Raw genomic sequence first — 24482 nt, forward strand, 5'->3', positions numbered from 1 at the left:
GAATCCAACGATATCCAACCCTTTTCTATTTATAACATTCCAAGTTATATCGCCATTTCGGTCTTAAATTCCGACGTGAAGTGAAAATGGATGGCTGGATTGTTTTCCCGGTTCATACGGATCATCCATTCAGATTCTGCCAGGAAAACCGGGTTTCTATCTTTATCGTAGGCAATCTGGTTTCCTTTGAGGCGGATGAATTGGTCCATAGCAGGCTTTTCATCGGCGGTAAGCCAGCAAGCGCGCGTAATGCTCATCGGAACCCAGCGGCATTTTGCGCCATATTCGTGTTCGAGGCGATATTGGATTACATCAAATTGCAGTTCTCCAACCGTCCCTACTATTTTACGGTTTCCTAAGTCCAATGTAAAAAGTTGCGCAACACCTTCATCTGTAAGTTGTTGAATGCCTTTTTCCAATTGCTTGGACTTCATCGGATCCAGGTTAATCAACTCTTTAAAGATCTCCGGCGAGAAGCTCGGAATCCCTGAAAATTGAAGGTTTTCTCCTTCCGTCAATGTATCGCCGATCTTGAAACTTCCTGTATCATAAAGTCCTACAACATCACCGGGAAAGCCTTCGTCCATTACACTTTTCGCCGAAGCCATGAATGTAAAGGGAGAAGAAAAACGGACATCTTTACCCATTCTGACGTGTTTATAGAATTTACCACGTTCAAATTTCCCTGAACAAATCCTTAAAAATGCAATCCTGTCACGGTGACGCGGGTCTAGGTTTGCGTGGATTTTAAATACAAAACCGGTGAATTTTGGCTCCATAGGTGACACTTCACGCACATCCGTCGGACGTGGCTGCGGAATGGGTGAGATTTCGCAGAATGTGTCCAGCAGTTCTTTTATACCAAAATTATTGATCGCACTGCCAAAGAAAACAGGCGCTAACTGGCCTTTTTGATAAGCTTCTTCCGAAAACACGTCATAAACACCTTCCACAAGCTCCACATCTTCCGTCAATTGCGAAGCATCTCTTTCTCCCAGCAGATCCACCAAACCTTCATCTTCCAGACTCACTTTCGCAACATCATTTTCGATTTTGGTTTTGTTGATTTTGAAGAAATAAAGCATTTGCTCGTACAAGCTGTAAACGCCTTTGAAATTAGCCCCCATATTGATCGGCCACGTCAAAGGACGCACGCGGATGCTGAGTTTTGTTTCCAGCTCATCCAGCAATTCAAACGGATTCTGGCCTTCCCTATCGAGCTTATTGATAAAAACAATCACCGGCGTGTTCCGCATCCGGCACACTTCCATGAGCCTTTCGGTCTGTTCCTCCACGCCTTTTACGCAGTCAATCACCAGGATAACGCTGTCCACGGCGGTTAATGTGCGATAGGTGTCTTCTGCAAAGTCCTTGTGACCAGGCGTGTCCAGAATATTGATCAGCAGGTCTTTATATTCAAAGGTCATTACCGAAGTTGCGACCGAAATTCCCCTTTGCTTCTCAATTTCCATGAAATCGGAAGTAGCGGTCTTTTTGATTTTATTGGATTTTACCGCGCCCGCCGTTTGGATCGCGCCTCCAAAAAGCAACAGCTTTTCGGTAAGTGTGGTTTTACCAGCATCTGGGTGACTGATAATTGCGAATGTGCGCCGCTTCTTGATCTCTTCTAAATTACTCATATCTAAAATTTGCACAAAGATAAGAATAAACAAAAGCCGCCCCTAACCGGGACGGCTCTAAATTATCTTGTTAAGAAACGATCGGTGTTCAGACCGGATCTCAGTAAAATGAATGCTTGTAATCTTCCACGGAAGTCATGATCACCTCGTGTGCTTCTTCTCTGCCGTATACATTGGTAATTTCAATGTGGGCTTTTTCACCCGGCAAATTCTTGTAAGTCAGGAAGTAGTGTTTCAAACGCTCTACAATTCCTTCCGGCAGCTCGCTAAGATCGGAAAAACCGCCGTAGACTTCGTCACCTTTCAAAACGGCAATGATTTTGTCATCTGCTTCACCACCATCGATCAGACGGATTCCGCCGATAGGCTTCGCAGTGCAAAGAATGTCGCCGTGCGAAATGATTTTTTCACAAAGAACCAAAACGTCCAGCGGGTCACCATCGCCTTCCGTTACGTCTCTTCCCGAACGCTCGCGGGCAAGCGCTGCGATCTTTTCTGAGCAGTACGTTTTAGGGATAAATCCGTAAAGTGCCGGAACGATGTTGGAATATTTTTGCGGGCGGTCGATCATCAGATAGCCCGTTGCTTTATCAATTTCGTATTTAACTGTGTCGGTAGGAACAATCTCAATAAAGGCAGTTACGAGGTTCGGTGCATTATCCCCCATCGGGATTCCATGCCAGGGATGTGCTTTGTGTACGTTAGCGATCATTATTTGTGTAATAGTAATACTTTTTAAATGGATAAATTTTTTAATAACGTTGATTGTGGGGGTTAACCGACCTTATCTGCAATGTTATAATCTCCTGTTTTTGACACAGATTGTTTTACAAATAATTCCCCGAGAAAGCCCGCAAGAAACAACTGTGAACCTACCATGATCGCAACCAGGGCGAGAAAAAACAACGGATTATCGGTGACATTCCGATAGGGCTGCAAATGGTAAATGTTGTAAATCTTTTTGCCTAAAAGCCAGAAAGCTATAATGCTTCCCAGAAAAAACATGAGTGTTCCCAGACTGCCAAACAAATGCATGGGCCTGCGCCCAAACTTATTCACAAAGGCAATCGAAAGCAAATCCAGAAAGCCAAAAATGAAACGTTCCAGTCCGAATTTCGTCGTGCCGTATTTTCTTGGACGATGCTGCACCACTTTCTCCCCGATCTTGCCGAAGCCATTCCACTTGGCGATCACCGGAATGTAACGATGCATTTCCCCGTAAATCGTAATGTTTTTGACCACTTCCTTGCGGTAAGCTTTCAGGCCGCAATTGAAATCGTGCAGCGAAACGCCGGAAATGCTGCGGGTGGCCGCATTGAATATTTTGGTAGGAACAGTCTTGGTAATCGGGTCGTAACGCTTCTTTTTCCAGCCCGAAACCAGGTCATAGCGGTCCTCTTTGATCATTTTGTAAAGCTCCGGGATTTCGTCCGGGCTGTCTTGCAGGTCGGCGTCCATGGTAATGATCACCTCGCCTTTTGCCGCCTGAAAAGCCGTTTGCAATGCGGCCGTTTTGCCATAATTTCTTACAAAACGCAATCCACGAATGTTCGGGTTTTCTTGTGAAATGTTTGAAATAACGTCCCAGGAGCGGTCTTTGCTGCCATCGTCGACAAAAATCACTTCATAGGAAAAGCCATTTTCATTCATCACCCGCGCAATCCATTCACTGAGTTCTGGCAATGATTCTTCCTCATTGTAAAGCGGAACGACAACGGAAATCTGGATAGCTGATAGAGTCATGAATGTATAATAGCAAAGCCCAAAACCGGGATCACCGGGCAAAGTTCGTGTTTTTCCCGATCAAAATATCATATAAAAATCTTTGAGCAAATCCTTGAACGGCTGATTATAAGTCGTCCCGTCGAGCTCATATATGTAAAGTTCTCCGTTAATGTCCTTATTATGAACCGGTTCTGTTCGCTGAAAGGTCATCAGGTGACGAAATGCTCTCTTGCCTTCCTGGTGAAACAATGTAAGTTTTCTGGTCAAAACCCAGCCGGATGCCAATGCTTTTGTCAAAAACTGTTTGCCCTCATCAACCGGAAAAAGAATGTTGAACTTTCCGCTTTCTGACAAAAGCGTGTCGATAGCAGTCAGTAATTCGGCGAAATCCAGCGATTTTGCGTGGTGGGCAATGTTCTTTTTATCTAACGGAGAAAGCAGATCGGACTGAAAAAAGGGCGGATTGGTGATAATGACGTCATATTTATGCTCGGAAGTAAATTCCTGAACGGCAGAGTGAAAAAGCCTGATCCGGTCATGATAAGGGCTGTTTTCCACATTCTCACCGGCCTGGTAAAAAGCCTCTGCGTCAATTTCAACGGCATCGATGATGCCATAGGAATTCCGTTGTGCGACCATTAAGGAAAGCAAACCCGTTCCCGCTCCAATATCCAGAATGTAGTCGGCGTCGTCGACATCGGCCCAGGCACCCAGCACGCAGGCGTCGGTGCACACTTTCATGGCGCATTTGTCTTGCTGCACCGTAAAATTCTTGAAGCGAAAAGAGGAATTTCGTGCCATAACCGTTCTATTTTCTACCAAAGTCAGCCGGGTTTTCGCCCCAGTATTCGGTTTCCCATTTCAGGATCTTGTTTGAAAATTTGTTGGCCGCAAGCCATCTTTCGGCGCGTTGCAGCATTTCAAAAACAGGTTTATTCCTCGGCGTTAGCGCCAGTTTAGTGTTCGCATGCTTCTTTTTAACCCAGGCAATGGCCGTTCTGGAATCGCTGTAAATGGGCAGATCGCTTTCCTTTTTCTGCAAATAAGCCAATGCGTGCACGATCGCCAGAAACTCCCCAATGTTATTCGTCGCGTCTTTGAATGGCCCCTGCAAGAAAATCCGTTCGCCGGTCTGGTAATAAATGCCCTGATATTCCATGTCGCCCGAAGCCGTATTCCAGGCCGCATCCACGGTAATGCTGTTTTTTATAGGTTTTCCAATGCTCGCGGGCGCTTCTTTGGTGATCGCGGGTTTGTTTTCCTTTTTAGCTACAAATTCCCAATAATTCCGCTGAATGGCCGCTTCCGCCTCTTGTATGGATTCAAAGGACTTGTAACGCGCGTCTTCAAAACCCTTAATCTGTGCCTCACACTCTTTCCAATCCGTAAAAACGCCCGTTTTCCTGCCCTGCCAGACGACGTAGTATTTTGTTTTCTTCGCCATTAAGCTTTTTCTTCCCAGATCTGGGCAATGTTTACGATCACTTCTACTGCTTTTTCCATGTCCTGAACCGACACCCATTCGAGTTTTGAATGAAAAGCGTGTTCTCCTGCAAATATATTAGGGCAAGGCAAACCCATGAATGATAATCTTGAACCGTCAGTGCCTCCCCGAATACTGCGCTGGATTGGATCTAAACCGGCTTTTTGCATCGCTATCAATGCATTTTCTAAAACTTCCGGATGCTGGTCCAGGATTTCCTTCATATTCCGATATTGCTCGGTTACTTTGAATTCCATGCTGGAATGCGGGTAACCGGCCAGCACATTGTCAGCAATCTCCTTCAATTTCGCTTCTTTTTCAAGCAATCCTTCAACTGTGAAATCACGGATGATAAAGCCTAATGTTACTTGTTCCTGGATTCCTTCGATTTGGGTCGGATGGATAAAGCCTTCTTTTCCTTCGGTGGTTTCTGGGGATAATGTATCTTTGGGCAAAGCAGCGAGAATTTCTCCGGCAATTTTCAATGCGTTTTCGAGCTTGCCTAATGCGTATCCCGGGTGCGTGCTCACGCCGTGAATCGTGATTTTGACGCCGTCTGCCGAGAATGTTTCGTCTTCCAATGTGCCTACTGCCTCGCCGTCAACGGTGTAGCCGAAGTCCGCGCCTAGTTTCGCAATGTTCACATGCTCCGTTCCGCGACCAACTTCTTCATCCGGCGTGAACAAAATGCGAATGTTACCGTGCTTGATCTCAGGATGTGTGACCAAATATTCTGCCGCAGCCATAATTTCAGCAACGCCTGCTTTGTTATCCGCGCCAAGAAGCGTGGTTCCGCTGGCTGTAACGATATCATTACCAATCTGTTGATCCAGATCATGCAGTTCACTCATTCTTAAAATCTGCGATGGATCGTCCGGCAAAACAATGTCAGCGCCGTTCCAGTTGTGATGCACGATAGGCTTTACATGCGCGCCTGACACGTCCGGGGACGTGTCCACGTGCGAGCAAAAACAAATGACCGGAATGTCCGTTTTCTCGGAATTGGAAGGAATGGTCGCGTAGACGTAACCATGCTCGTCCAGGTGCGCATCTTCAATTCCAAGTTCCTGTAATTCAACGACAAGCTGATTGCTCAGATCGCGTTGTTTGGCAGTGCTCGGAAAACTCTCGGAATTCGGGTCCGACTGCGTGTCTATTTGCACATACCGAAGAAAACGTTCCAGCACAGATGTCATAAAAGCAGCATTTAATATTTAGGAATCCCTGCGCGATCAGTTCAGGATGGAAGTCAGATCGGCGGGCGAATAATTGATATTTTTCAATGTTTTGTCATCTGCTTTTCTGTAAACCAGATATTTGCCATTGTCTTCTTTGTAATAGCAATCCGTGCCCTTGGCTTCATAATGCGCCACAGTCGCCTCGGCCTCTTCAATGTTAAGGCATGCTTTCGACATATTCGAACGCTGGACTTCATCAAACAAAGCCCTGAACTTTTCCCCTAAACCAAATTCCAGAACTGCCCCCGACAATACATATTGCAGGTCACAAAGCGCATCCGCGATTTCCACAATGTCCTTTTCCAGAATGGCCACTTCCAGCTCTTTCAATTCTTCCGCCAGCAACGCCACACGCAACCGGCTCCGCTCTTCGGACGGAATGGTTGGCGTTTCGAGAATGGGATGTTTAAATGTTTTATGAAATTCAGCGACCTGGTTAAGGCTGTCCAATTGTTGCATGTCTTTTTGTATTAATTAAAAATTTCAAATATAAATGTGCTCTAAATCACCAGATTGGTCTTAAAAAGCTTGATCGCGATCGCCAGCAGGATGATCCCGAAAACTTTCCTGAGAATGTCTGTCCCACCTTGTCCGAGTTTTTTTTCAAGCCAGTTAGAAGATTTCAAAACCAGATAAACAAAGAAAAGATTGAGCATAATGCCGACCAGAATGTTCTCCGTTTGGTAAGCCGAACGCAAGGAAAGCAATGTGGTCATGGTGGCGGCGCCGGCAATGAGCGGAAAGGCAATGGGCACAATGGAAGCGACGCCTACATCTAGATTATCGTGCTTGAAAATATTTCTGCCTAAAATCATTTCCATACCAAGCAAAAACAGGATAATAGCGCCCGCAATGGCAAATGAGGCCACATCCACTCCAAACAAACTCAGCAAACGCTCTCCCAAAAACAGGAAAAGAACCATGATAAACCCTGCTGCCAATGTGGCTTTTTCAGATTCAATCTTGCCCAGCTTCCGGCGGAAATCCACGATCACGGGCAACGAACCCAGGATATCGATGACCGAGAAAAGGATGAGTGTTACGGAAACGATTTCCTTGAAATTAAACATGGGGCTATGCCAGGTGATATGTCCGCAAAGTTGCTTAAAACCCACTGCTTACACAACCCTTAATGCTATTCGAACCAAAATTTAGGCCCTAGGAAGCGCTTCCGGGAAGAAAATTGAGGAATGTGTTGAACTGCTTTTTATACTTTTCCTCGTCAATTTTATAGAAGAAAGCACCCTTTTTAGAAAAGCCCTTTTGTTTCTCGTCCAGCTTGACTAACAAATTGGTAGAAAGCAGCTTGCGCGAGAAGTTTCGCTTATCCAATTCTGTTCCAAAAATTGCTTCATAGAGTTTCTGCAATTGTGGAATGGTGAATTTTTCAGGAAGCAGCTCAAAACCGATCGGATGCTGGGAAGCCTTGTAACGCAAATGCTGAATGGCCATTTCAACCATGGAACCGTGGTCAAAAAGCAATTTGGGCAGTTCCTGGATCGGGAACCATTGTGCTTCGAAGTTTTTAGAAAGCTTATGATCGTAATCCTCTACATTGATCAAGGCGAAATAAGCCACCGAAACGGTCCTTTCGACCGGGTCGCGCTGCGGGCTTCCGAATGTATGGAGCTGTTCTAAGTAAATATCTGTGAGGTTGGTAAGCTCAAAAAGAATGCGGGTTGATGCACCTTCAAGGCTTTCGTCGGGCTGCACCCAGCCGCCCATTAAGGACCACGTGTGATGCTCGTCCTCGATGCCTCTTTTGACCAATAACAATTTTAATTCTTCGCCGTCAAAACCGAAAATAATGGAGTCCAGAGCGACCAGACACTTGGTTTGGGCCTGATATTGTTTTAATATATCTAATCGCACAACTTGATACTGCGGGGGTGAGTAATTAATATTTAGTTAATAAAGCAAATCGCCCCTATTACTACTCATTCGCTATTTTGAAGAGAAGGAAACCAGAAAATCCTTTAATGTCCGGATCTCGCTATCGGTGATCGCCGGAAAATTGGCGATCCGAAAACTGACCTCCTTATCCTTCCCGTAACCATTCCCAAGCACAATTCCGACTTGCAAAGCCGCCTTTTTAATCGCCACAATGCGTTCTTTCGAATCCTTAACCGCAACCACCGTTTCTGAACGGACAGCCTCGTTTTCCACTAAAAGACGGTAACCGTTTTCAGGCAAGAATTTACACCAATCCTGCGCGCGTTTGTGCGTCTGCTCCGCGACGGTTTCAATAGGCAGAACCTGCTTCATAACCCTACCCATCAGGTATATACCCAATGTATTCGGCGTGTAAGGTGTCTGAAATTTCAGGAAATTATCACGGATAAAAAGCAGGCTGTTGTAATGCGACCGGTTGCCAACGGCAATGGCACGTTCCACGGCTTTCGGCGAGACGATCATCACGCCCATGCCAGCAGGCAGGCCAAAACACTTTTGAACCGACCCATACCAAACATCCGCACTGTCCCAGGGAAGCACGACGCCAGCCATCGACGAAGTGGCATCAACGGCGATCATGTTTTCACATTGAGCACGTAATGTGTTCAGGAACTCAGAAGTTAGCGCAGTCCCGTTGGAAGTTTCGTTGTGTGTCAGACAAATGATTTCATTCGCAGCAGGCTTTGTTACCGTATTTAGATCCGGCTCTTCGTTGGTTTCGAAAAAATAAGATCGTGCAGAACCCGTCAGCTTTTGGGTGTATTCCATCCATTTTTCACCGAACGCACCATTGTAAATGTGCAGACTGGCATCCGAAATGAGATTTTCGGCGATGATTTCCCAGCACTCTGTTGCCGATGAAACGAAATAAACCTCGTAATCATCAGGCACATTCAGCTTGGTTTTCAGGTTACGGATCGCGTCTTCCAGCATTTGCATGAAAGCCGTGCTTCTGTGATTGGCACTGATGACGCCACTCTCGAATGCTTCTTGCAAATAGCGGCCAACCTCGTCGTAAACTTTGGAAGGGCCCGGATAAAAGGTTATCATTTTAAGATCAGATAAAGCCTTCGCGCACCATTGCTTTTTCCAGCTTTTCACCCAATGCCTGGGAAGCTTTCAGCAACGGCAAACGCACCGCAGAGCTGCATATCCCTTTGATTTCCAGACATTTTTTAATACCCACCGGATTGGATTCAACGTATAGTAGGGTGTCGAATTCAAGGAAAGCAAGCTGCAACTTGGAGGCTTCTTTGAAACGGCCTTCCAATGCATGCCAGGTCAGTTCGCCAAATTCTTTCGGGAATGCGTTGGCAATCACCGAGATGACACCATGCCAGCCCACGCTTACCATGGTCGTTACAAGGTTATCGTCGCCTGAAAGCAACAGGAAATCATCCGGCACGCGGGAAGCGAGTTCCATACTTTGCTCGATCGAACCACCGGCGTCTTTAATGCCGATAATGTTGGCATGCGCAGCCAGCGCAACGATCGTATCCGGCTTCATATTGATCACCGTGCGACCGGGAACATTATAGAGCAGAACAGGAACAGGAGAGGCGTCTGCTATGGCCGTAAAATGGGCGATTATGCCTTCCTGCGTGGGTTTATTATAATAGGGACAAACCGAAAGAATGGCGTCCACGCCTGTAAAATCCGTTTCCTTAATGCAATCCAGCACGGATTGCGTATCGTTGCCGCCCAATCCGTAGACAATAGGAAGCGATTTGGAGTTATTTTTAATTGTAAATGCCAGGATCTCACGCTTTTCGCGGGAATTTACCGTAGGCGATTCGCCGGTTGTCCCCTGCACCACAAGGTAATCCGATCCGCCTTCTGTTACCAGGTCGATCAGTCTTTTCAAACCCGGGTAATCAATTGCATTCTGCTCATCAAAAGGTGTAATCAGCGCCGCTCCTACCCCTTTGAAACGTTGGTCCAATGGCATTATTTACTTATATAATTGGTTGAAATTTAAAACACAAAGTTAGCTTTCTGAGCCATTTTTCATCACTTATTCTCGATCATCGCTAAAAATTCTTCCTCGCTGAGAATGGTAACGCCCAATTTGCGCGCCTTTTCGAGCTTGGCAGGCCCCATATTATCGCCTGCAAGCAAGTAATTGAGCTTACCCGAAACGCCGCTTAGGACCCGGCCGCCATTGACCTCGATTTTCAATTTGAGATCGTCCCTTTCAAAATTCTCGAAAACGCCGGATATCACAAAGGTTTTGCCTTCCAGCATGTCGCTTTCGAGTTCAACAGGCTTTTCGTCACTTTCCATCTGGATGCCCGCAGCCTGCAAGCGTGCCACCAATTGCTGGTTTTCGGGCACGCTGAAATAGGAAGCAATGCTCTCCGCGATCCTTCCGCCAATTTCCGGGACGGCAATGAGCTGGTCGTAAGTGGCCAATCGCAACGCATTCATGGATTTGAAATAAGCGGCCAGTTTCTCAGCCACCGTCGCCCCCACAAACCTGATTCCCAATGCAAAAAGCACATTTTTAAAAGGAACCGTTTTGGATAGATTTATACCATTCAGAATGTTCTCAACCGTTTTTTCGCGGAAGCTGATCTTCTTCACCTTGCCCGTTTCTTCATTAAGAATGTTCTTTTCGAGGCCGAGAAGCGTTTCATTAGTCAGGTCGTAAAGATCAGCAGGTGTCCGCACAAGGCCGAGATCGAAGAGCAGTTCTATTTTCCCTTCGCCCAGACTTTCAATGTTCATTGCTTTCCGGTGAATAAAATGCTCGATCCGGCCCTTCAGTTGCGGTGGGCAATGGCTGTCATTGGGACAGAAAAAGGCGACTTCACCTTCATTGCGCTGTAATTCGGAGCCGCATTCGGGGCAATGTGTGGGAAAAATTAAAGGTTCAGTTGGGAATTTTTCGCGTTGTGAAATATCTACGCCTGTTATTTTCGGAATGATCTCACCACTTTTTTCGACAAAAACTGTGTCCCCGATTTCCAGTCCCAGCCGCAGCACTTCATTGGCATTGTGCAATGTAGCCCGCTTCACGCGCGTCCCTGAAAGATGAACGCCTTTCACTTTGCTGTAAGGCAATGCGCGTTCGGTAATGTCGCACAGGTTCGCCACCGGCGTCACGGCTCCCGTCCGCCCGACCTGATAAGTCACGATGCGCAGGACGGCGGGTTTATTTTCAGCTTTGTATTTAAATGAAATGGCCCAGCGTGGGCTTTTAGCCGTAAAACCGAGTTCGCGCTGCTGTTCAAAAGAGTTGATTTTGACTACAATTCCGTCCGTTGCGAGCGGAAGAGTCAGTCGTTTTTCCTCCCATTCATGAATAAATTCTAAAACCTCATCAATGGTCTGCACTTTTCTCCAGCCCGGCGAAACATTAAAACCCCAGGATTTAAGCCCCAGCAAGCTTTCTTCGTGGCTTTTGAAAAATTCTGTGTCAGTAAGAAAAGAATAGAGATAGCAATCCAGTCCGCGCCGTGCCGTTTCCGCAGAATCCTGTAACTTGAATGATCCCGACGCCGCATTCCGGGGGTTGGCATATTGATTTTCACCCAATGTGTCCATTTCCTCATTCAGCTTTTGGAAGGACGTAATGGGCATAAAACCTTCGCCGCGAATTTCAAAAACAGGCGGAACATTCTCAGCTTTTACCCTTAATGGCAGCGAACGGATGGTCTTTACATTATTGGTGATCTCATCCCCGCGCGTGCCGTCGCCGCGCGTCACCCCACGCACGAGCACGCCATTTTCGTAAGTAAAACTCAGTGAAATCCCGTCAAATTTGAGCTCACAAATGTATTCATACGGCTCCCCATCCAATCCTCGGCGCACGCGGTCATCGAAATTCCTTAGTTCCTGCTCGTTATAGGTGTTATCCAGCGAAAGCATCGGATAACGATGGTAAACTGTGTTGAAATTCTTGGTAATCGTCCCACCGACCCGCAGCGTTGGAGAATCTTCCTGCCGCAGTTCAGGGTATTGATCTTCAAGCGCCTTTAACTGTTTCAGCAACTGATCGAATTCAAAATCCGAAACCTCAGAAACATTGTCCTGGTAATAACGGTAATTCAAATGCTGCAATTGGTCTACAAGCTCCTGGATTTGTTGTGCTGGGTTCATGGTAAGGCGGCTAAAACAGATAGTGCTCAAATTTAAGAAGCGTTCGCGCCGATTTCAAATAGTGCAGCCCTTCGTTACTTTTTTTGAAAACCGCGTATCAATGGAAAAACAAATCAAACACTTGTCTTTCTTTGATACACAAACTCGTATGAATCATTTCAAAAATTCATTAATTTTCCTAAAAACTCGCTATGCACATGAAAAGCACAGAAACAATCATCTGGCAGGACTGGGATCTCTCACAGATCATAAACGGGGAGGAAATCATGTCTCCTAGCCCACAAAAGCCTCATCAGAATGCGTCCCGGAATTTGCAATGGACTCTTGAAAATTATGTCAGAGAGTGGGATTTGGGTGCTATCTGGAATGCTCCGTTCGATGTTATTTTTGAAGAAGATTACAATCGCCTGCAACCGGATCTTATTTTTGTTTCAAAAGAAAAAGAAGACATTGTCCAGGACTGGATCCGTGGTGTGCCGGATATGGTAGTCGAAATCGTATCAAAAAGCACCATTAAAATGGATACGGTTGTTAAGAAAGAAATTTATGAGCGCTATGGCGTGCAGGAATATTGGCTTTTGAAACCGGAGAAGCGGGTTTTGGAAATTTATGTGTTAAATAATGGCCGATATGAAATGTACGCTTCGTTTGGCGAAAATGATGTGGTTAGCTCACCATTATTTTGCGATTTGGCGTTCAAGTTGAACATTATATTCTAATTTCGGCCTGAACTAAGATTTAAAATTCATGGCGGAAATTGCTCCTTCGATACTTGCTGCTGACTTTGCGAATTTACAACGGGACGTAGAAATGCTGAACGTGAGCCAGGCAGATTATATACACGTTGATATTATGGACGGCATGTTTGTGCCGAATATTTCTTTTGGAATGCCCGTTTGTGAAGCCGTTCACAAGCATGCCACAAAGCCATTGGACGTGCATTTAATGATCGAGCAGCCGGATCGTTATCTGGAAGCATTTGCAAAAGCAGGCGCATCTATACTGACCGTACATTACGAAGCCTGTCCGCATTTGCACCGGACTATCCAGCACATTAAGGAAGTGGGTGCGTTGCCCGGCGTTGCATTGAACCCGCATACGCCGGTGGAAGTGCTTTCGGAGATCCTGGGGGATGTTTCGCTGGTGCTAATTATGTCCGTAAATCCAGGTTTCGGCGGGCAGAAATTTATACAAAACACGTATCAGAAAATTGCCAGATTACAGGCTTTGAAAGAAAAATTTGGCTACACATTCAAGATTGAGGTGGATGGCGGCGTTAATCTTGACAATGCGCCTTTGCTTGTAAAAGAAGGCGTGAACATTCTGGTTGCAGGAAGCTTTGTTTTCAGTTCGGACGATCCGCTGAAAACCATTACCGACCTGAAAACCAGCTGATTTTCAAGGTTCCGAAACACCCCGATATGTTAAAAGATTTTTCCCGACCAGGACTATGAAGTGGCTCAGATACTTCATTTTCAGCATTTTCGCGGCGTCCGGCCTGGCAGCTATTAATGTCTCCCAAAGGCCGGAGCTGGCTGTCGCTAAATTTCCTTTGAAAATCAGCCCGAATGGCCGCCACATCACCGATAATAATGGCGTTCCGTTCCTGATGGTGGCCGATGTGGCCTGGCAAATGCTGCGTAAGCTGAGCTATACCGATGCGATTCATTATATGGATGCGCGCAAGTCTCAGTCATTCAATACATTCCTGGTTCAGCTTTTGCCCGCACTTCCCAATCAGCGGAATTTTAATAAGACCCTTCCATTTCAGGATAACGATATTTCAAAACCCAATAAGCCCTATTTCGACTATTTTGACAAGATTATTGCCGCAGCAAAAGAGCGTAACCTTGTCGTGGGCATTGTGGTTTCCCGCAAAAGCTGGAATGCGATTTTCGATGCGCAAAATCCAACGGTTTGGAAATATTACGGTGCCTATGTCGGTAAGCATTTTGCCAAGTACAGCAATGTGATCTGGATTGTGAGTGAGGAAGAATATCAGACAGCCGCTCAGTTTGAGGCTATTGCGGACGGAATCCGTTCCGTTTCCGAAGGTCAGATCCTAGCGTCGCTGAGCACTTGCTCGCCTTCGAGTGTGAACGACAGCTCAAAAGTCAGATCAGACCTAAAATTCATTATTCCGGATTCTACGGTGACGCCCGCTGAGTATGCGGCGCTGGCCAACTGGCAAAAAAACTCAGCCGAAGTTGCATTAAGGCCATTTTTAATCGCCAATTCGGAGTTCCCCAAAGAAATAACGGATCAGTCTGTCTTGATCAGAAATCAGGCTTACCAGTCCATCATGAGTGCTGCTGCGGGCTTTTGCCATATGAGCACGATCAAAAATTTCAACCCGACATGGAAAGTTAACATCGATAAAGACGGCGCGGAATACATTCATGAACTCGTCAAAATCCTGAAAGGCATTCCCTGGGAATATATGCAACCCGAAAACATCTCAGAACTGCTTCCCGATTCAACCGATAAGGCTGACATAGGCATAGTTTCTTTATCCAATAAGAAAATGTCCATGTTATACTTGCCCGAATCGCGTCCGGTGCGGCTTAACCTCAATTATCTCAACGGGACGGACTTTGGAGCCGTCTGGTATAGTCCGCGCACGGGAAAAAGATGGTCAGGAGGTGAGTTTAGGGCTGCGCCGGAAGCGGTTGTTCAGCCACCCGATTCACAGCCGGGCTGGGATTGGATTCTCTTAATAGGAGCAAAAAAATGAATAAAACCTTACTCTTCAACGTTTTTCTGCTGCTTTCGGCAGTTGTTATAAATAAAGGATACGGTCAGCAGATTTTGTGGGCTAATAAAGTGCTGGGCTATTCTTCCGAAAACCGGCCCGCGCAGTACGGGCACGCCTTCCGCGCAAAACAAATTCTCGGCATTCCTAACAAGCTTCCTGATTTCGGGAATAGTCCGTGCGCCTGGATGCCCGCCGATCCGGATGGCCGGAATGAAGAGTGGATTAAGGTCGGTTTTGAAAAAACAATTTCCCTGAAACAGGTTGCTATCGCAGAAAATTTCAATCCGGGCGCCATTGCCCGGGTGTATGCCTATGATGAGTCTGGGAAGGAATTTCTTATTTCCGACACACCCGCAGCACAGCTCAATGTCAAAGGCAGAATGTTCAGGATCTTTCCAAAACAACAGAATATCCTGGCCAATGCGATCAAGATTGTGATGCAACCTTCGAAAGTTTCGGGAGCGAATCAAATCGATGCAATAGGCATTTCCGACGACACGACGCCCATTGAAGCTGTCATTAACATTGCAAAAGGGCCGCTTTTGAAAACCAAACGTGAAAACATGGGAGCGGCGATCAACAGTCAGGGCCAGGAAGTTGCGCCTATTATTGCCCCCGATGGCAAAACGCTTTATTTCACGAGAGGCAATTTTCTGGGCAATGTAGGCACGTCAGAAACACAGGATATCTGGTATTCCAAACTAAATGAAAAAAATGTCTGGGGCGCAGCGGTGAATATGGGCCCGCCGATCAATAATGCTGCTGATAATGCTATAACAAGCATTTCGGCAGACGGCAAAACCATTTATGTTATCAATGTTTACCGGCCGGACGGCTCCATGGAGTTAGGATTGTCGCGCTGTTTTCAGACGAAGACGGGCTGGACTTTTCCCAAAGAATACAAAATCAACAACCTCAGGGAAAGCATTACGGGCAATAATAAGATCAAACAGGTCGAAAGCATGGAAACCACGGTTTCGCCGTATGGTAATGTGATGATCATCTCGGTTGAGCGCAGCGATACGGAAGGAAAAAAGGACTTGTATGTTTCCTTTCTGCAATCGAGCGACAGCTGGTCGGAGCCGCTGCATCTTGGAAATGTGATCAATACGGCCGATTATGAAGGAACTCCGTTTTTGGCATTGGACAACAAAACATTATATTTTTCCTCACACGGACACAGCGGCTACGGAGCCGGTGATTTGTTCCTCACCCGCCGGCTGGACGACACCTGGGTCAATTGGTCGAAACCTGAAAACCTTGGCCCGGTGATTAATACTTCGCTTTGGGATGCTTATTTTAATGTTCCTGCAACGGGTGATTATGCCTATTTCAGTGCCAGCGAAAAGGTTTCGGGGCAGGAAGATATTTTTCGTGTAAGGCTTACTCCCGAGACACGCCCGGATCCGGTGGCCATCATTTCCGGGACCATCCTGGAAGCAGAAACAAACAAGGCTGTGCGTTCCGACCTCATCGCACAGATCAAGAAAAACAATGATGTTTTCACAAAAGCAACATTTGACCCGGAAACCGGCGAGTACCGGCTTATTTTGCCGCTGAAAGAAATTTACCGCATTACGGCCTCTGAAAACGGCTATTTCCCTTTTACTGAGGAAATTGATTTATCCAAAGACACCACATTACGTAACATCCGGAAAGACCTTTATCTGCAACCGATCAAAGCGGGGCAGCGGATCAGGCTTAGCAGCACCATGTTTGCGCAGAGCAGCGCCGAAGTGATCCGGTCGTCTTACCCGGAGCTGGACAGGATTGTTTCGGCTATGACAAGTTATCCGGCAATGGAAATTTTGCTGGAAGGACATACAGACAATCAGGGCGAAGTCCAAAAAAATGTGAAGCTGGCGGAAGACCGTGTGCAACAGGTCAAAAAATATCTTTTATCAAAAGGAGTAGACGGCAAAAGGATCCAGACAAAGGCCTGGGGACCAGCCAAACCCATTGCCAGCAACCTCACTGAACAGACCCGCCAGAAGAACCGGCGCGTGGAGTTTACAATTCTTAAAATCTAAAAAATATCCTATAAAGGGAATTTTGCTTAATTTCGCGGCAACTCGGTCTGTTTCCCAATTTTTGGGCAAAATAGAACGATACAGAAATTTTAGCGCACATCAACTTTCTTAAATGTCTTCAAACCGTACGAACGAAACTCTGAAAACCTGGCTCATTTTCGCTGTCATTTTAATTGCGGGAACTGCGCTCAGGCTTCACAATCTGGATCGTTACAGTATTTTCTTCGATGAGAGAAGCACAATGGTGATCAGCCAGGGTGTTGTGTTGGAAGGTGCCAACCAAAAGGAAGTTTTTTCTAAGCTGACATTATCGGATTCGCAGTTCTGGAAAACACCTGAATTCAGCCTCAGGCCGCCAAGAGTCTTACGCTCATTTACTTACAACGAAAATTATGCCCCGCGTGCATTTACACCCGCCGAGTTTTGGGCACCCAAAACAATAGAAGATTATTACGAAGCCAATAACCGGAGTGATATTGGAAACAGCCCTTTCTATTATCTGCTGCTGCATTATTGGATGGAGGTTTTCGGTCTTTCGGACTTCTCCGCGCGATCCCTTTCTGTGCTTTTCAGCGTGCTCATCATTGGTGTGGTATACTTGTTCGGAAGGCGTTTTTTTGGGGTTAATACAGGACTGATTGCCGCTGCGATCGTGGCTATCGAGCCGTTTTTTATCGGTTACAGCCAGCAAGCGCGCAGTTACTCCTTAATGTTCTTCCTTACCCTGCTTGCTACCTATTTCTTTTTACAAATCATTGAAAGAGAGGCTGCAAAGCGGAAAACAACCCGGCTTTACATAGGCTACATTATAACTGCAGGATTAAGCATCCTATCCCATTTTCTTTCTATTGCGGTCCTTTTGGGGCACGCCTTATATGCTTTACTTTTTCTAAGGAATGTCAAAGGTTGGATAAGAATGGCGGTTTCGGCCGTAGCGGCTTTGTCTGGTGTGGCCTGGTGGATGATTTATGGCGGCGGGACGTATACGCTGCATACGCTTAATTATCAGGCAGCGCTCTACAAAAGAATGGCCGAAACACGGCCTATGGACAATCCTTTCGGCATTATTTTACCTGCCACAATTGGTAATGTGTTCACCAAAGCGCTGCCACTTTTTTCAGACCTAATTATTTTTACCAACGGACTGACGGATGCCCTTGCCGGCAGAAAGAATGTAATTGTTTCTATATCAATTGGCGTGCTGCTGATCATTTGGTATCGGTTCAGAAACCACATTAAAATGAATGACGGAGTGAAAGCGGCTATTCCTTTCGTTCTGGCCATTTCCGGTGCTGTATTTTACTCAAATCATAAGCTGCAATTCATCATTCTTTCGGTCAGTATTTTTGCACTCTCCTTTATTCCCGATGTGCATATGCAGGCTGATAAGCAGCATAGGAGACGGCTTTGGATCGTCTATATTATGGCGCTGTTTCCAACGATCTTTTTGATTATTATGTCGTTCAAAAACGGCCATACATATGGATTGATGCAACGATATTCGGGTTTTTCGTTTCCCTATGCGATCATATTGCTGAGTCTTTTGCTGCAATATTACAACACCATTAAGCTGGAATTCAGGGCATTGATCTTTGTTGGCTTAGCTTGTCAGTTGTATTTTGTTTCGTTACGGCTTGGAGAATTCTATGCAGACCGGTCGGTGAAATACGGCTATTTTTCGACACCGCGGGCTCCTAACCCTTACTATGAGGCGGCGCAAAAAATTAAGGAATTGTATCAGGAAGGCGACACGATCCTGTATCCCGCTTCCCGCTATCCGATTTTATCAGAAATGGACAGGACATTCCTCTCCTATTCGGTTCAGGACGCGCAGGTGACGAATTTGTATCTGCCCAAAGACGCCCAATATGTGCAGGTGATGGACACGACACAGACTACACATATTTTACTTAAAAAAGCAGGAAATCCTGAACCGGTTGTGATCAAGAAATTGAAAGGGCTGCGTTACGGATTGGAGTAGGCAATGTAGGCTGATATCAAAAGCCGACAAATAAGATTTTGTATATTGCACTCTCAAAATCGAAGATTTGACCTTTATTTAGTGAGATTTTCTTAATATCGACATATACACAGGCATGACCGCAGAAGAGATATTGAATGACCCAAGACAAATAAGCGGAGAACTTCGGCTTAAAATTCTGGGTCTCTACCACAAAGCAAATGCCGGTCATATCGGCTGCTCATTAAGCTGCATTGATCTGATGATCGCTGTTCTTTTTCTGCAAAAATCGGAGGAAGACACCTTTATTTTATCCAAAGGACACGCCGCCGCCGCATTATACGCCTGCCTGAATGTTACGGGCGAAATTACAGACGAAGAACTGGACACTTTTTACCTGGACGGCACCTCACTCCCAGCCCATCCGGCCCCAAGGCAATACAAAGGAATTCCTTTTGCGACCGGCTCGCTAGGTCACGGCCTCCCCATTGCAACTGGAATCGCCCACGCAGCAAAAGTCGGTGGAGAAGAAACTTATTCATTCGCGTTGCTTTCAGATGGAGAGACAAATGAAGGAACCACCTGGGAAGCAGCACATTATGCGATCCAGAATCAGCTGGATAATCTGTTTATGATTGTTGATAAAAACGGTTTGCAGGGTTTTGGTCCAACGGATAAAGTGTTGGGAGAAACAGCCTCCGTTGAGAAATGGAATGCAATCGGTTTTGAAACGATAGAGGTTGACGGTCACGACATTATTGCGCTAAGTCTGGCTATTGACGAACTTAAAACGCACAAGAACGGGCTGCCAAAGGCGATTATCGCAAACACTGTGAAGGGTAAGGGAGTGTCCTACATGGAGAATAAATTAGAGTGGCATTATTTACCAATGAACAAAGACCAATACGAGCAAGCCACGCTGGAAGTAAAGGAACGCTACTTTAATGAATTGACGAATGCTTGACCAATTGCCGGTTTTCCGCGATAAAATAGAAAGTTTAAAAGGGCCAGTTTTTGTTTTTGGTGCAAGCGGCTTCATCGGAGCCAATCTTTTCAACGAAATTTTTAAGATCCGAAAGGACTGTTATGCGCTCACACACGACGCAACAAAAGCATGGAGGCTGAAATTGCTGAATGTTCCTTTTGAAAACATTGTCCATTGCGATATCCTTTCTAATAACTCTGTTCAAGAGGTTTTTGAAAAATATAAACCGCAAACGATTTTTAATCTGGCGGCCTACGGCGCTTACAGCAAGCAAAATAATGTTAATCTGACCTATGAAACCAATGTCATAGGAACCGTAAACATTCTGCAAAACTGTACTACCGAAATGGTTTATATCCATGCGGGAAGCAGTTCGGAATATGGGTTCAACTGCACTTCTCCAAAAGAGACTGATCGCGTCGAGCCAAACAGTCATTATGCGGTTTCCAAGGTTTCAGCGGCGTATTTATTAGAATATTATGCCAAAGTTTTCAACCTGAAAACGCTTAATCTCAGACTTTATTCCATTTACGGATATTGGGAAGAGCCGGACCGGCTAATCCCGAAACTAATCGAAAACGCCCGGAAAAAGCAACTTCCTTCGCTCGTATCTCCGGATATAAGCCGTGATTTTGTTTTCATAGAAGACTGCGTGGAAGCGTTTCTGGACGCGGCATTAAAGATTAACAAGGAAACTTCCGGGAAGTCCTACAACATTGCAACGGGTCGTAAAACTACCATGGGCGACCTCGTTGATACATCCAGACGAACATTCAACATTACGCAGGAGCCGCAGTGGGGCAGCATGTCCAACAGAAAATGGGACCTTGCTGAATGGTTCGGCGATCCGAGCGCATTTGAAACGGACTTTGGCTGGAAAGCCCGGACTTCGCTGGAAACCGGCCTTTCAAAATACAGTGACTGGCAGGCGCAGATAAAATACGAAGACCGTGTCATTCCTGCTTTCGAAAACCCGAAACTGAATCCGATCATTACCGCGATCATCGCTTGTTATAAGGATGCGCAGGCTATCCCGTTCATGTACGAGCGGCTTGTGAAGACTTTCAATGATCTGAAAGTGCGCTATGAAATCATATTTGTCAATGATAACTCGCCTGATAATCAGGAAGAAGTGATTAGCCAGATTTGTGATAAAGATCCTAATGTTGTTGGAATCAGTCACTCGCGTAATTTCGGATCTCAATCTGCATTTTTGAGTGGAATGGAGATTGCAACGGGCGATTGCGTGGTTTTAATGGATGGTGATTTACAGGATCCGCCGGAAATTATCCCTGCTTTTTACGAGAAATGGATGGAAGGATTCGATGTCGTTTATGGCGTTAGGGTTCAGAGGGAAATGAAACCGCACATTCACTTTTTCTATAAATCGTTTTATAAAGTATTTCAGGGTCTCAGCTATATTTCGATTCCCCGCGATGCCGGCGATTTTTCTATGATTGATCGCAAGGTTGTTAAGGAGTTGGTAGATCTGCCTGAAACAGAGCAGTTTCTGCGTGGATTGCGTGCTTGGGTTGGTTTCAAGCAAACGGGCGTTCCTTATGTAAGGCCGGAGAGAATGTTTGGCGTATCAACCAACAACTGGACAAAAAACATCTGGTGGGCGAAAAAAGCGATTTTCTCGTTCAGCTTTGCTCCGTTGGAATTGATGAGTTACGCAGGTTTTGCACTAACCGGATTTTCGATTTTAGGGATTATCTGGCAAATCTTAGCGAAATTCGTGTTTTTCAGGGACACACCGCAAGGCATCAGCACCGTTATTGTATTGGTTGTTTTCTTTGGAGGGTTAACGATTCTGGGCATCTCATTCTTGGGAGAATACATTGCCAAGATCTTTGAAGAAACCAAAAAGCGACCAAAATACATCCGTACCAGAATCCGCCGCGGCTCAAAATCATACAAAACCGCAGACGAGATCCGGACGTTAGTGAAGCAATTGAGGAAGTAATTGCAATAGTCAAAGCATCATCATACAAACCGAATGAGAAAAGAATTTTCAAACGCTATGGAGCAGTTGGCAGTGGAGGATGACTCCGTTGTCTTCATTACTGGCGATCTTGGCTATAATGCATTGGAAAATTTGCAGGCCAAAATGGGTAAAAGATTTATAAATGCTGGTGTTGCTGAGCAGAATATGGTCGGCGTGGCAGCAGGATTTGCACATAAAGGCTATAAAGTTTTCTGTTACAGCATTGCCCCTTTTATTGTTTACCGTTGCTTAGAGCAGTTCCGTAACGATGTGTGTTTCAATAACTTACCCGTATTTCTGGTTGGGAACGGCGGTGGTTATGGATACGGAATCATGGGAAGCAGCCATCATACAATTGAAGATCTGGCTTGCCTGAGCGGCCAGCAGAACGCAAATGTGTGGGTTCCGGCTTTTGCTGATGAAGTGGAACCTATGATCCAACAGATTGTCACTGACGCGCGCCCCGCTTACCTGCGTTTGGGCGCTGGAAAAACAACTCCCGACAACAGTTACATTTCAGGCTCGTTCAAAGTAATCCATGCGCCGGAAACGGCCGAAATTACGGTTTTTGCATTAGGACCAATTGCTAATAATGTCATGACCGCCCTTTCGCTTTCGGAAGATCTTACAGCGAAGGTGAATGTGATTACGGCAATGCATTTCCCTTTGCAAATTACCGACGAAGTGGAAACGCTCATTCGGAAAGCGCCTGCAATTCTTGTGGCGGAAGAACACATCAGCATTGGCGGATTGGCGCAACAGCTTTCTGTCCAGCTTTTGGAGAAAGGCATTTTCCCACGCGCTTTCAAAAGCCTCAGAGCAGAAGGTTATCCGAACGCCCGTTACGGAAGTCAGACATATCACCAGAAATTATCCGGCCTCGATCCTGATTCCATCGTTTCCCATATTGGTCAGTTAATGATTCCGGCATGACGAAAAAGGCTTTAACTATCTTTCTGAGCCTGATCCTGCTGCTACCGGTCCTGATTTATTTTATGGTCTGGAATTATTATGCTATTAATATTCCAAAATTCGACGACCACGCTTTAAAAGAATTTATCCTGTATTATTCCCAGGCGTCGTCCTGGAAAGAGAAGATCTGGCTGCTTTTTAAACAACATAATGAGCACCGGATTTCCTTAACAAGGCTCATTTCCTGGTGGGACTATTCGTTATTTGGATCATTGAATTACCGGCATCTGATGACAGCCGGGAATCTGTTGCTTTTGGCTGTTATCCCGCTTTGGTACGAACTGCTAAAAAAGAACAAAAAGCCTTTATCTGCCCTATTACCCGTTCCTTTTCTCTGGCTTACACTTGCATTTTGGGAAAATATGTATTGGGGAATGGCTGCGATCCAGAATTTTGGTGTCGTTACTCTGGCAGTCTGGACGTTGTATTTGTGTATCAATTTTAAAACACTACCCTTCGTAATTTCCCTTATTCTTGCTGGCGTCACCATCCTGACGAGCGGGAACGGTTTGCTGGTTCTTCCGCTGGGCGCACTGCTATTATTCCTGACGGGCAATAGAAAGCGCTTCGCATTGTGGCTTGTTGTCAGTGCCGTTGAGATCTTCTGCTATTTCAATTGGTATACCAAACCGGAATCCAATCCTGAGTCCAAAGCGACCATTTTCCAGTTCATTAAGGGCTACATGGCATTTCTGGGATCATTTGCGGAATCTTTTCCAGTTGCCGACCACATTAAGGTTTGCTTTTTTATGGGGATCGTCTTGTTCCTCGTTGCTATTTCTATTGTTTCGACCACGCTGTTCCGAATCGTGCGGAATAAATACAGCCAGAAATTTGAGCGCATAACCGATCTTTTCTGTCTCGGAACTATCCTTTTCATTCTGGCCACTGCATTAATTGTGGTTTACAGCCGTGCCGGATTCGGTTTTGACACACTGGTAACCAGCCGTTATAAGATTTACTCGGTGCTCTTGCTGATTGTTGCGTATTTGTATGTGGTTATTCCGATTCGCGGAAGCTTTCTTTCACCCTATGTCACATCAATTGTTTTCCTGGGCGTGATATTCAACATTTTCAGCTACCATTATCATTTGGTTGACGCTTATAACTTGCGCAAGGAATTAACAACTTCGCAGTTTAACTGGACTTTTACAGACAAAGAATTGAAATCCCCTGCTGACACTTCGTTCGCGGCCAATATAGTCGAGAAAACTCCCGTTTTCTATAATAAGCTTCTCCCGCTCATTTCCGTGGCCGACCGTCAGACTTATGCCGGAAATTCACGCGGCCTGACCGAATTATACGATCGCACTACTTTCAAAGCTGGTGAAGAAAATCTAACCATTGAAAATAATACTTTTACCAGCCAGAGATTGCAGGATAGCGGCATTTACATTTTGCTCAGTTCCAAAGAGCGATATTACCTGTTTCCAGCATTGAGAACGCGTAACACAAGCCGGAAAGAGCTTTTTTTGAAACAATATTACTTTGCACCGGGATTCAGGGCGAACATTCCTTTTTCCGAAATGGACAAAGGGCTTTATGATGTTGCATTAATCAGGCAGCAGGGAGATCAAACGGGCATTCTGTTTCAAAACCAGAAAGTGCGGGTAAAGGAAACTAAGAAAAAGACAGTGAAGGTAAACTGGTAAT

Annotated in this window: 21 protein-coding genes; 9 read left to right on the plus strand and 12 right to left on the minus strand. The window is 45.6% G+C overall.

What is annotated here, in order from left to right:
* Positions 1-44 precede the first annotated feature (44 nt).
* From NFI80_RS11680 to ligA, 12 genes are all read right to left on the minus strand, one after another.
* A complete protein-coding gene (locus NFI80_RS11680; RefSeq protein WP_235158382.1) occupies positions 45-1640 on the minus strand; it encodes a peptide chain release factor 3 in 1596 nt (531 codons plus the stop codon).
* A 100-nt stretch (positions 1641-1740) separates the two neighbouring features.
* Positions 1741-2352 (minus strand): inorganic pyrophosphatase, encoded by a 612-nt coding sequence (locus tag NFI80_RS11685; RefSeq protein WP_255699004.1) that lies wholly within the window; start codon positions 2350-2352, stop codon positions 1741-1743.
* A 62-nt stretch (positions 2353-2414) separates the two neighbouring features.
* Positions 2415-3383, minus strand: a complete 969-nt coding sequence (locus NFI80_RS11690; protein ID WP_026630960.1) for a glycosyltransferase family 2 protein — start codon at positions 3381-3383, stop codon at positions 2415-2417.
* Positions 3384-3443: 60 nt separating this feature from the next.
* A complete protein-coding gene (locus NFI80_RS11695; protein WP_235162955.1) occupies positions 3444-4166 on the minus strand; it encodes a tRNA1(Val) (adenine(37)-N6)-methyltransferase in 723 nt (240 codons plus the stop codon).
* 7 nt (positions 4167-4173) lie between these two features.
* Positions 4174-4809: a ribonuclease H1 domain-containing protein gene (locus NFI80_RS11700; protein ID WP_235158380.1), complete on the minus strand. Its 636-nt coding sequence runs from the start codon at positions 4807-4809 to the stop codon at positions 4174-4176.
* Positions 4809-6044, minus strand: a complete 1236-nt coding sequence (pepT, locus tag NFI80_RS11705; RefSeq protein ID WP_235158379.1) for a peptidase T — start codon at positions 6042-6044, stop codon at positions 4809-4811. Before pepT ends, NFI80_RS11700 begins: the two co-directional genes overlap by 1 nt.
* A 36-nt stretch (positions 6045-6080) precedes the next feature.
* Entirely contained in the window at positions 6081-6545 is a 465-nt protein-coding gene (locus NFI80_RS11710) for a pyrophosphohydrolase domain-containing protein (RefSeq protein ID WP_235158378.1), read from the minus strand.
* Between the two features lie 41 nt (positions 6546-6586).
* A complete protein-coding gene (locus tag NFI80_RS11715; protein WP_233795800.1) occupies positions 6587-7156 on the minus strand; it encodes a MarC family protein in 570 nt (189 codons plus the stop codon).
* Between the two features lie 88 nt (positions 7157-7244).
* The gene (locus NFI80_RS11720; protein ID WP_235158377.1) at positions 7245-7958 is read right to left on the minus strand and encodes an NUDIX hydrolase; all 714 of its coding nucleotides are present in this window, start codon (positions 7956-7958) and stop codon (positions 7245-7247) included.
* A 72-nt stretch (positions 7959-8030) separates the two neighbouring features.
* Complete coding sequence (locus NFI80_RS11725) at positions 8031-9089, minus strand: aminotransferase class V-fold PLP-dependent enzyme (RefSeq protein ID WP_235158376.1); 1059 nt, start codon at positions 9087-9089, stop codon at positions 8031-8033.
* Positions 9090-9096: 7 nt separating this feature from the next.
* Positions 9097-9987, minus strand: coding sequence for a 4-hydroxy-tetrahydrodipicolinate synthase (gene dapA, locus NFI80_RS11730; protein ID WP_235158375.1), 891 nt, complete (start codon positions 9985-9987; stop codon positions 9097-9099).
* A gap of 62 nt (positions 9988-10049) precedes the next feature.
* Positions 10050-12140, minus strand: a complete 2091-nt coding sequence (gene ligA / locus NFI80_RS11735) for an NAD-dependent DNA ligase LigA (protein WP_235162954.1) — start codon at positions 12138-12140, stop codon at positions 10050-10052.
* A 197-nt stretch (positions 12141-12337) separates the two neighbouring features.
* Here ligA and NFI80_RS11740 point away from each other — a divergent pair, with 197 nt between their 5' ends.
* The 9 genes from NFI80_RS11740 to NFI80_RS11780 all read left to right on the plus strand — a co-directional run bounded on the left by NFI80_RS11740 (position 12338) and on the right by NFI80_RS11780 (position 24481).
* The gene (locus NFI80_RS11740; RefSeq protein WP_235158373.1) at positions 12338-12859 is read left to right on the plus strand and encodes a Uma2 family endonuclease; all 522 of its coding nucleotides are present in this window, start codon (positions 12338-12340) and stop codon (positions 12857-12859) included.
* 28 nt (positions 12860-12887) lie between these two features.
* Entirely contained in the window at positions 12888-13535 is a 648-nt protein-coding gene (gene rpe, locus NFI80_RS11745) for a ribulose-phosphate 3-epimerase (RefSeq protein WP_235158372.1), read from the plus strand.
* Between the two features lie 55 nt (positions 13536-13590).
* The gene (locus tag NFI80_RS11750) at positions 13591-14874 is read left to right on the plus strand and encodes an apiosidase-like domain-containing protein (RefSeq protein ID WP_235158371.1); all 1284 of its coding nucleotides are present in this window, start codon (positions 13591-13593) and stop codon (positions 14872-14874) included.
* Positions 14871-16925, plus strand: coding sequence for an OmpA family protein (locus tag NFI80_RS11755; RefSeq protein ID WP_235158370.1), 2055 nt, complete (start codon positions 14871-14873; stop codon positions 16923-16925). The genes NFI80_RS11750 and NFI80_RS11755 overlap by 4 nt, the downstream gene beginning before the upstream one ends.
* A gap of 112 nt (positions 16926-17037) precedes the next feature.
* A complete protein-coding gene (locus NFI80_RS11760) occupies positions 17038-18906 on the plus strand; it encodes a glycosyltransferase family 39 protein (RefSeq protein ID WP_235158369.1) in 1869 nt (622 codons plus the stop codon).
* Positions 18907-19021: 115 nt separating this feature from the next.
* Entirely contained in the window at positions 19022-19849 is an 828-nt protein-coding gene (locus NFI80_RS11765) for a transketolase (RefSeq protein WP_235162953.1), read from the plus strand.
* Entirely contained in the window at positions 19842-21836 is a 1995-nt protein-coding gene (locus tag NFI80_RS11770; protein WP_233795789.1) for an NAD-dependent epimerase/dehydratase family protein, read from the plus strand. The genes NFI80_RS11765 and NFI80_RS11770 overlap by 8 nt, the downstream gene beginning before the upstream one ends.
* Before the next feature lie 33 nt (positions 21837-21869).
* Complete coding sequence (locus tag NFI80_RS11775; protein WP_233795786.1) at positions 21870-22790, plus strand: transketolase family protein; 921 nt, start codon at positions 21870-21872, stop codon at positions 22788-22790.
* A complete protein-coding gene (locus NFI80_RS11780; protein ID WP_235162952.1) occupies positions 22787-24481 on the plus strand; it encodes a hypothetical protein in 1695 nt (564 codons plus the stop codon). The genes NFI80_RS11775 and NFI80_RS11780 overlap by 4 nt, the downstream gene beginning before the upstream one ends.
* The last annotated feature ends 1 nt before the right edge of the window (position 24482 follow it).

Origin of the sequence: Dyadobacter chenhuakuii, assembly GCF_023821985.2 — a bacterium.
In the GTDB taxonomy this organism is placed as follows: domain Bacteria; phylum Bacteroidota; class Bacteroidia; order Cytophagales; family Spirosomataceae; genus Dyadobacter; species Dyadobacter chenhuakuii.

Excerpts from the sequence above, each read along its gene's own strand:
- NFI80_RS11765 (WP_235162953.1), top strand. The coding sequence starts at position 19,022 with ATGACCGCAGAAGAGATATTGAATGACCCAAGACAAATAAGCGGAGAA.
- NFI80_RS11760 (WP_235158369.1), top strand. The coding sequence starts at position 17,038 with ATGTCTTCAAACCGTACGAACGAAACTCTGAAAACCTGGCTCATTTTC.
- ligA (WP_235162954.1), bottom strand. The coding sequence starts at position 12,140 with ATGAACCCAGCACAACAAATCCAGGAGCTTGTAGACCAATTGCAGCAT.
- NFI80_RS11775 (WP_233795786.1), top strand. The coding sequence starts at position 21,870 with ATGAGAAAAGAATTTTCAAACGCTATGGAGCAGTTGGCAGTGGAGGAT.
- NFI80_RS11780 (WP_235162952.1), top strand. The coding sequence starts at position 22,787 with ATGACGAAAAAGGCTTTAACTATCTTTCTGAGCCTGATCCTGCTGCTA.
- NFI80_RS11725 (WP_235158376.1), bottom strand. The coding sequence starts at position 9,089 with ATGATAACCTTTTATCCGGGCCCTTCCAAAGTTTACGACGAGGTTGGC.
- NFI80_RS11695 (WP_235162955.1), bottom strand. The coding sequence starts at position 4,166 with ATGGCACGAAATTCCTCTTTTCGCTTCAAGAATTTTACGGTGCAGCAA.
- NFI80_RS11740 (WP_235158373.1), top strand. The coding sequence starts at position 12,338 with ATGAAAAGCACAGAAACAATCATCTGGCAGGACTGGGATCTCTCACAG.
- NFI80_RS11710 (WP_235158378.1), bottom strand. The coding sequence starts at position 6,545 with ATGCAACAATTGGACAGCCTTAACCAGGTCGCTGAATTTCATAAAACA.
- NFI80_RS11755 (WP_235158370.1), top strand. The coding sequence starts at position 14,871 with ATGAATAAAACCTTACTCTTCAACGTTTTTCTGCTGCTTTCGGCAGTT.
- rpe (WP_235158372.1), top strand. The coding sequence starts at position 12,888 with ATGGCGGAAATTGCTCCTTCGATACTTGCTGCTGACTTTGCGAATTTA.
- NFI80_RS11685 (WP_255699004.1), bottom strand. The coding sequence starts at position 2,352 with ATGATCGCTAACGTACACAAAGCACATCCCTGGCATGGAATCCCGATG.
- dapA (WP_235158375.1), bottom strand. The coding sequence starts at position 9,987 with ATGCCATTGGACCAACGTTTCAAAGGGGTAGGAGCGGCGCTGATTACA.
- NFI80_RS11715 (WP_233795800.1), bottom strand. The coding sequence starts at position 7,156 with ATGTTTAATTTCAAGGAAATCGTTTCCGTAACACTCATCCTTTTCTCG.
- NFI80_RS11700 (WP_235158380.1), bottom strand. The coding sequence starts at position 4,809 with ATGGCGAAGAAAACAAAATACTACGTCGTCTGGCAGGGCAGGAAAACG.
- NFI80_RS11680 (WP_235158382.1), bottom strand. The coding sequence starts at position 1,640 with ATGAGTAATTTAGAAGAGATCAAGAAGCGGCGCACATTCGCAATTATC.
- NFI80_RS11750 (WP_235158371.1), top strand. The coding sequence starts at position 13,591 with ATGAAGTGGCTCAGATACTTCATTTTCAGCATTTTCGCGGCGTCCGGC.
- NFI80_RS11690 (WP_026630960.1), bottom strand. The coding sequence starts at position 3,383 with ATGACTCTATCAGCTATCCAGATTTCCGTTGTCGTTCCGCTTTACAAT.
- pepT (WP_235158379.1), bottom strand. The coding sequence starts at position 6,044 with ATGACATCTGTGCTGGAACGTTTTCTTCGGTATGTGCAAATAGACACG.
- NFI80_RS11770 (WP_233795789.1), top strand. The coding sequence starts at position 19,842 with ATGCTTGACCAATTGCCGGTTTTCCGCGATAAAATAGAAAGTTTAAAA.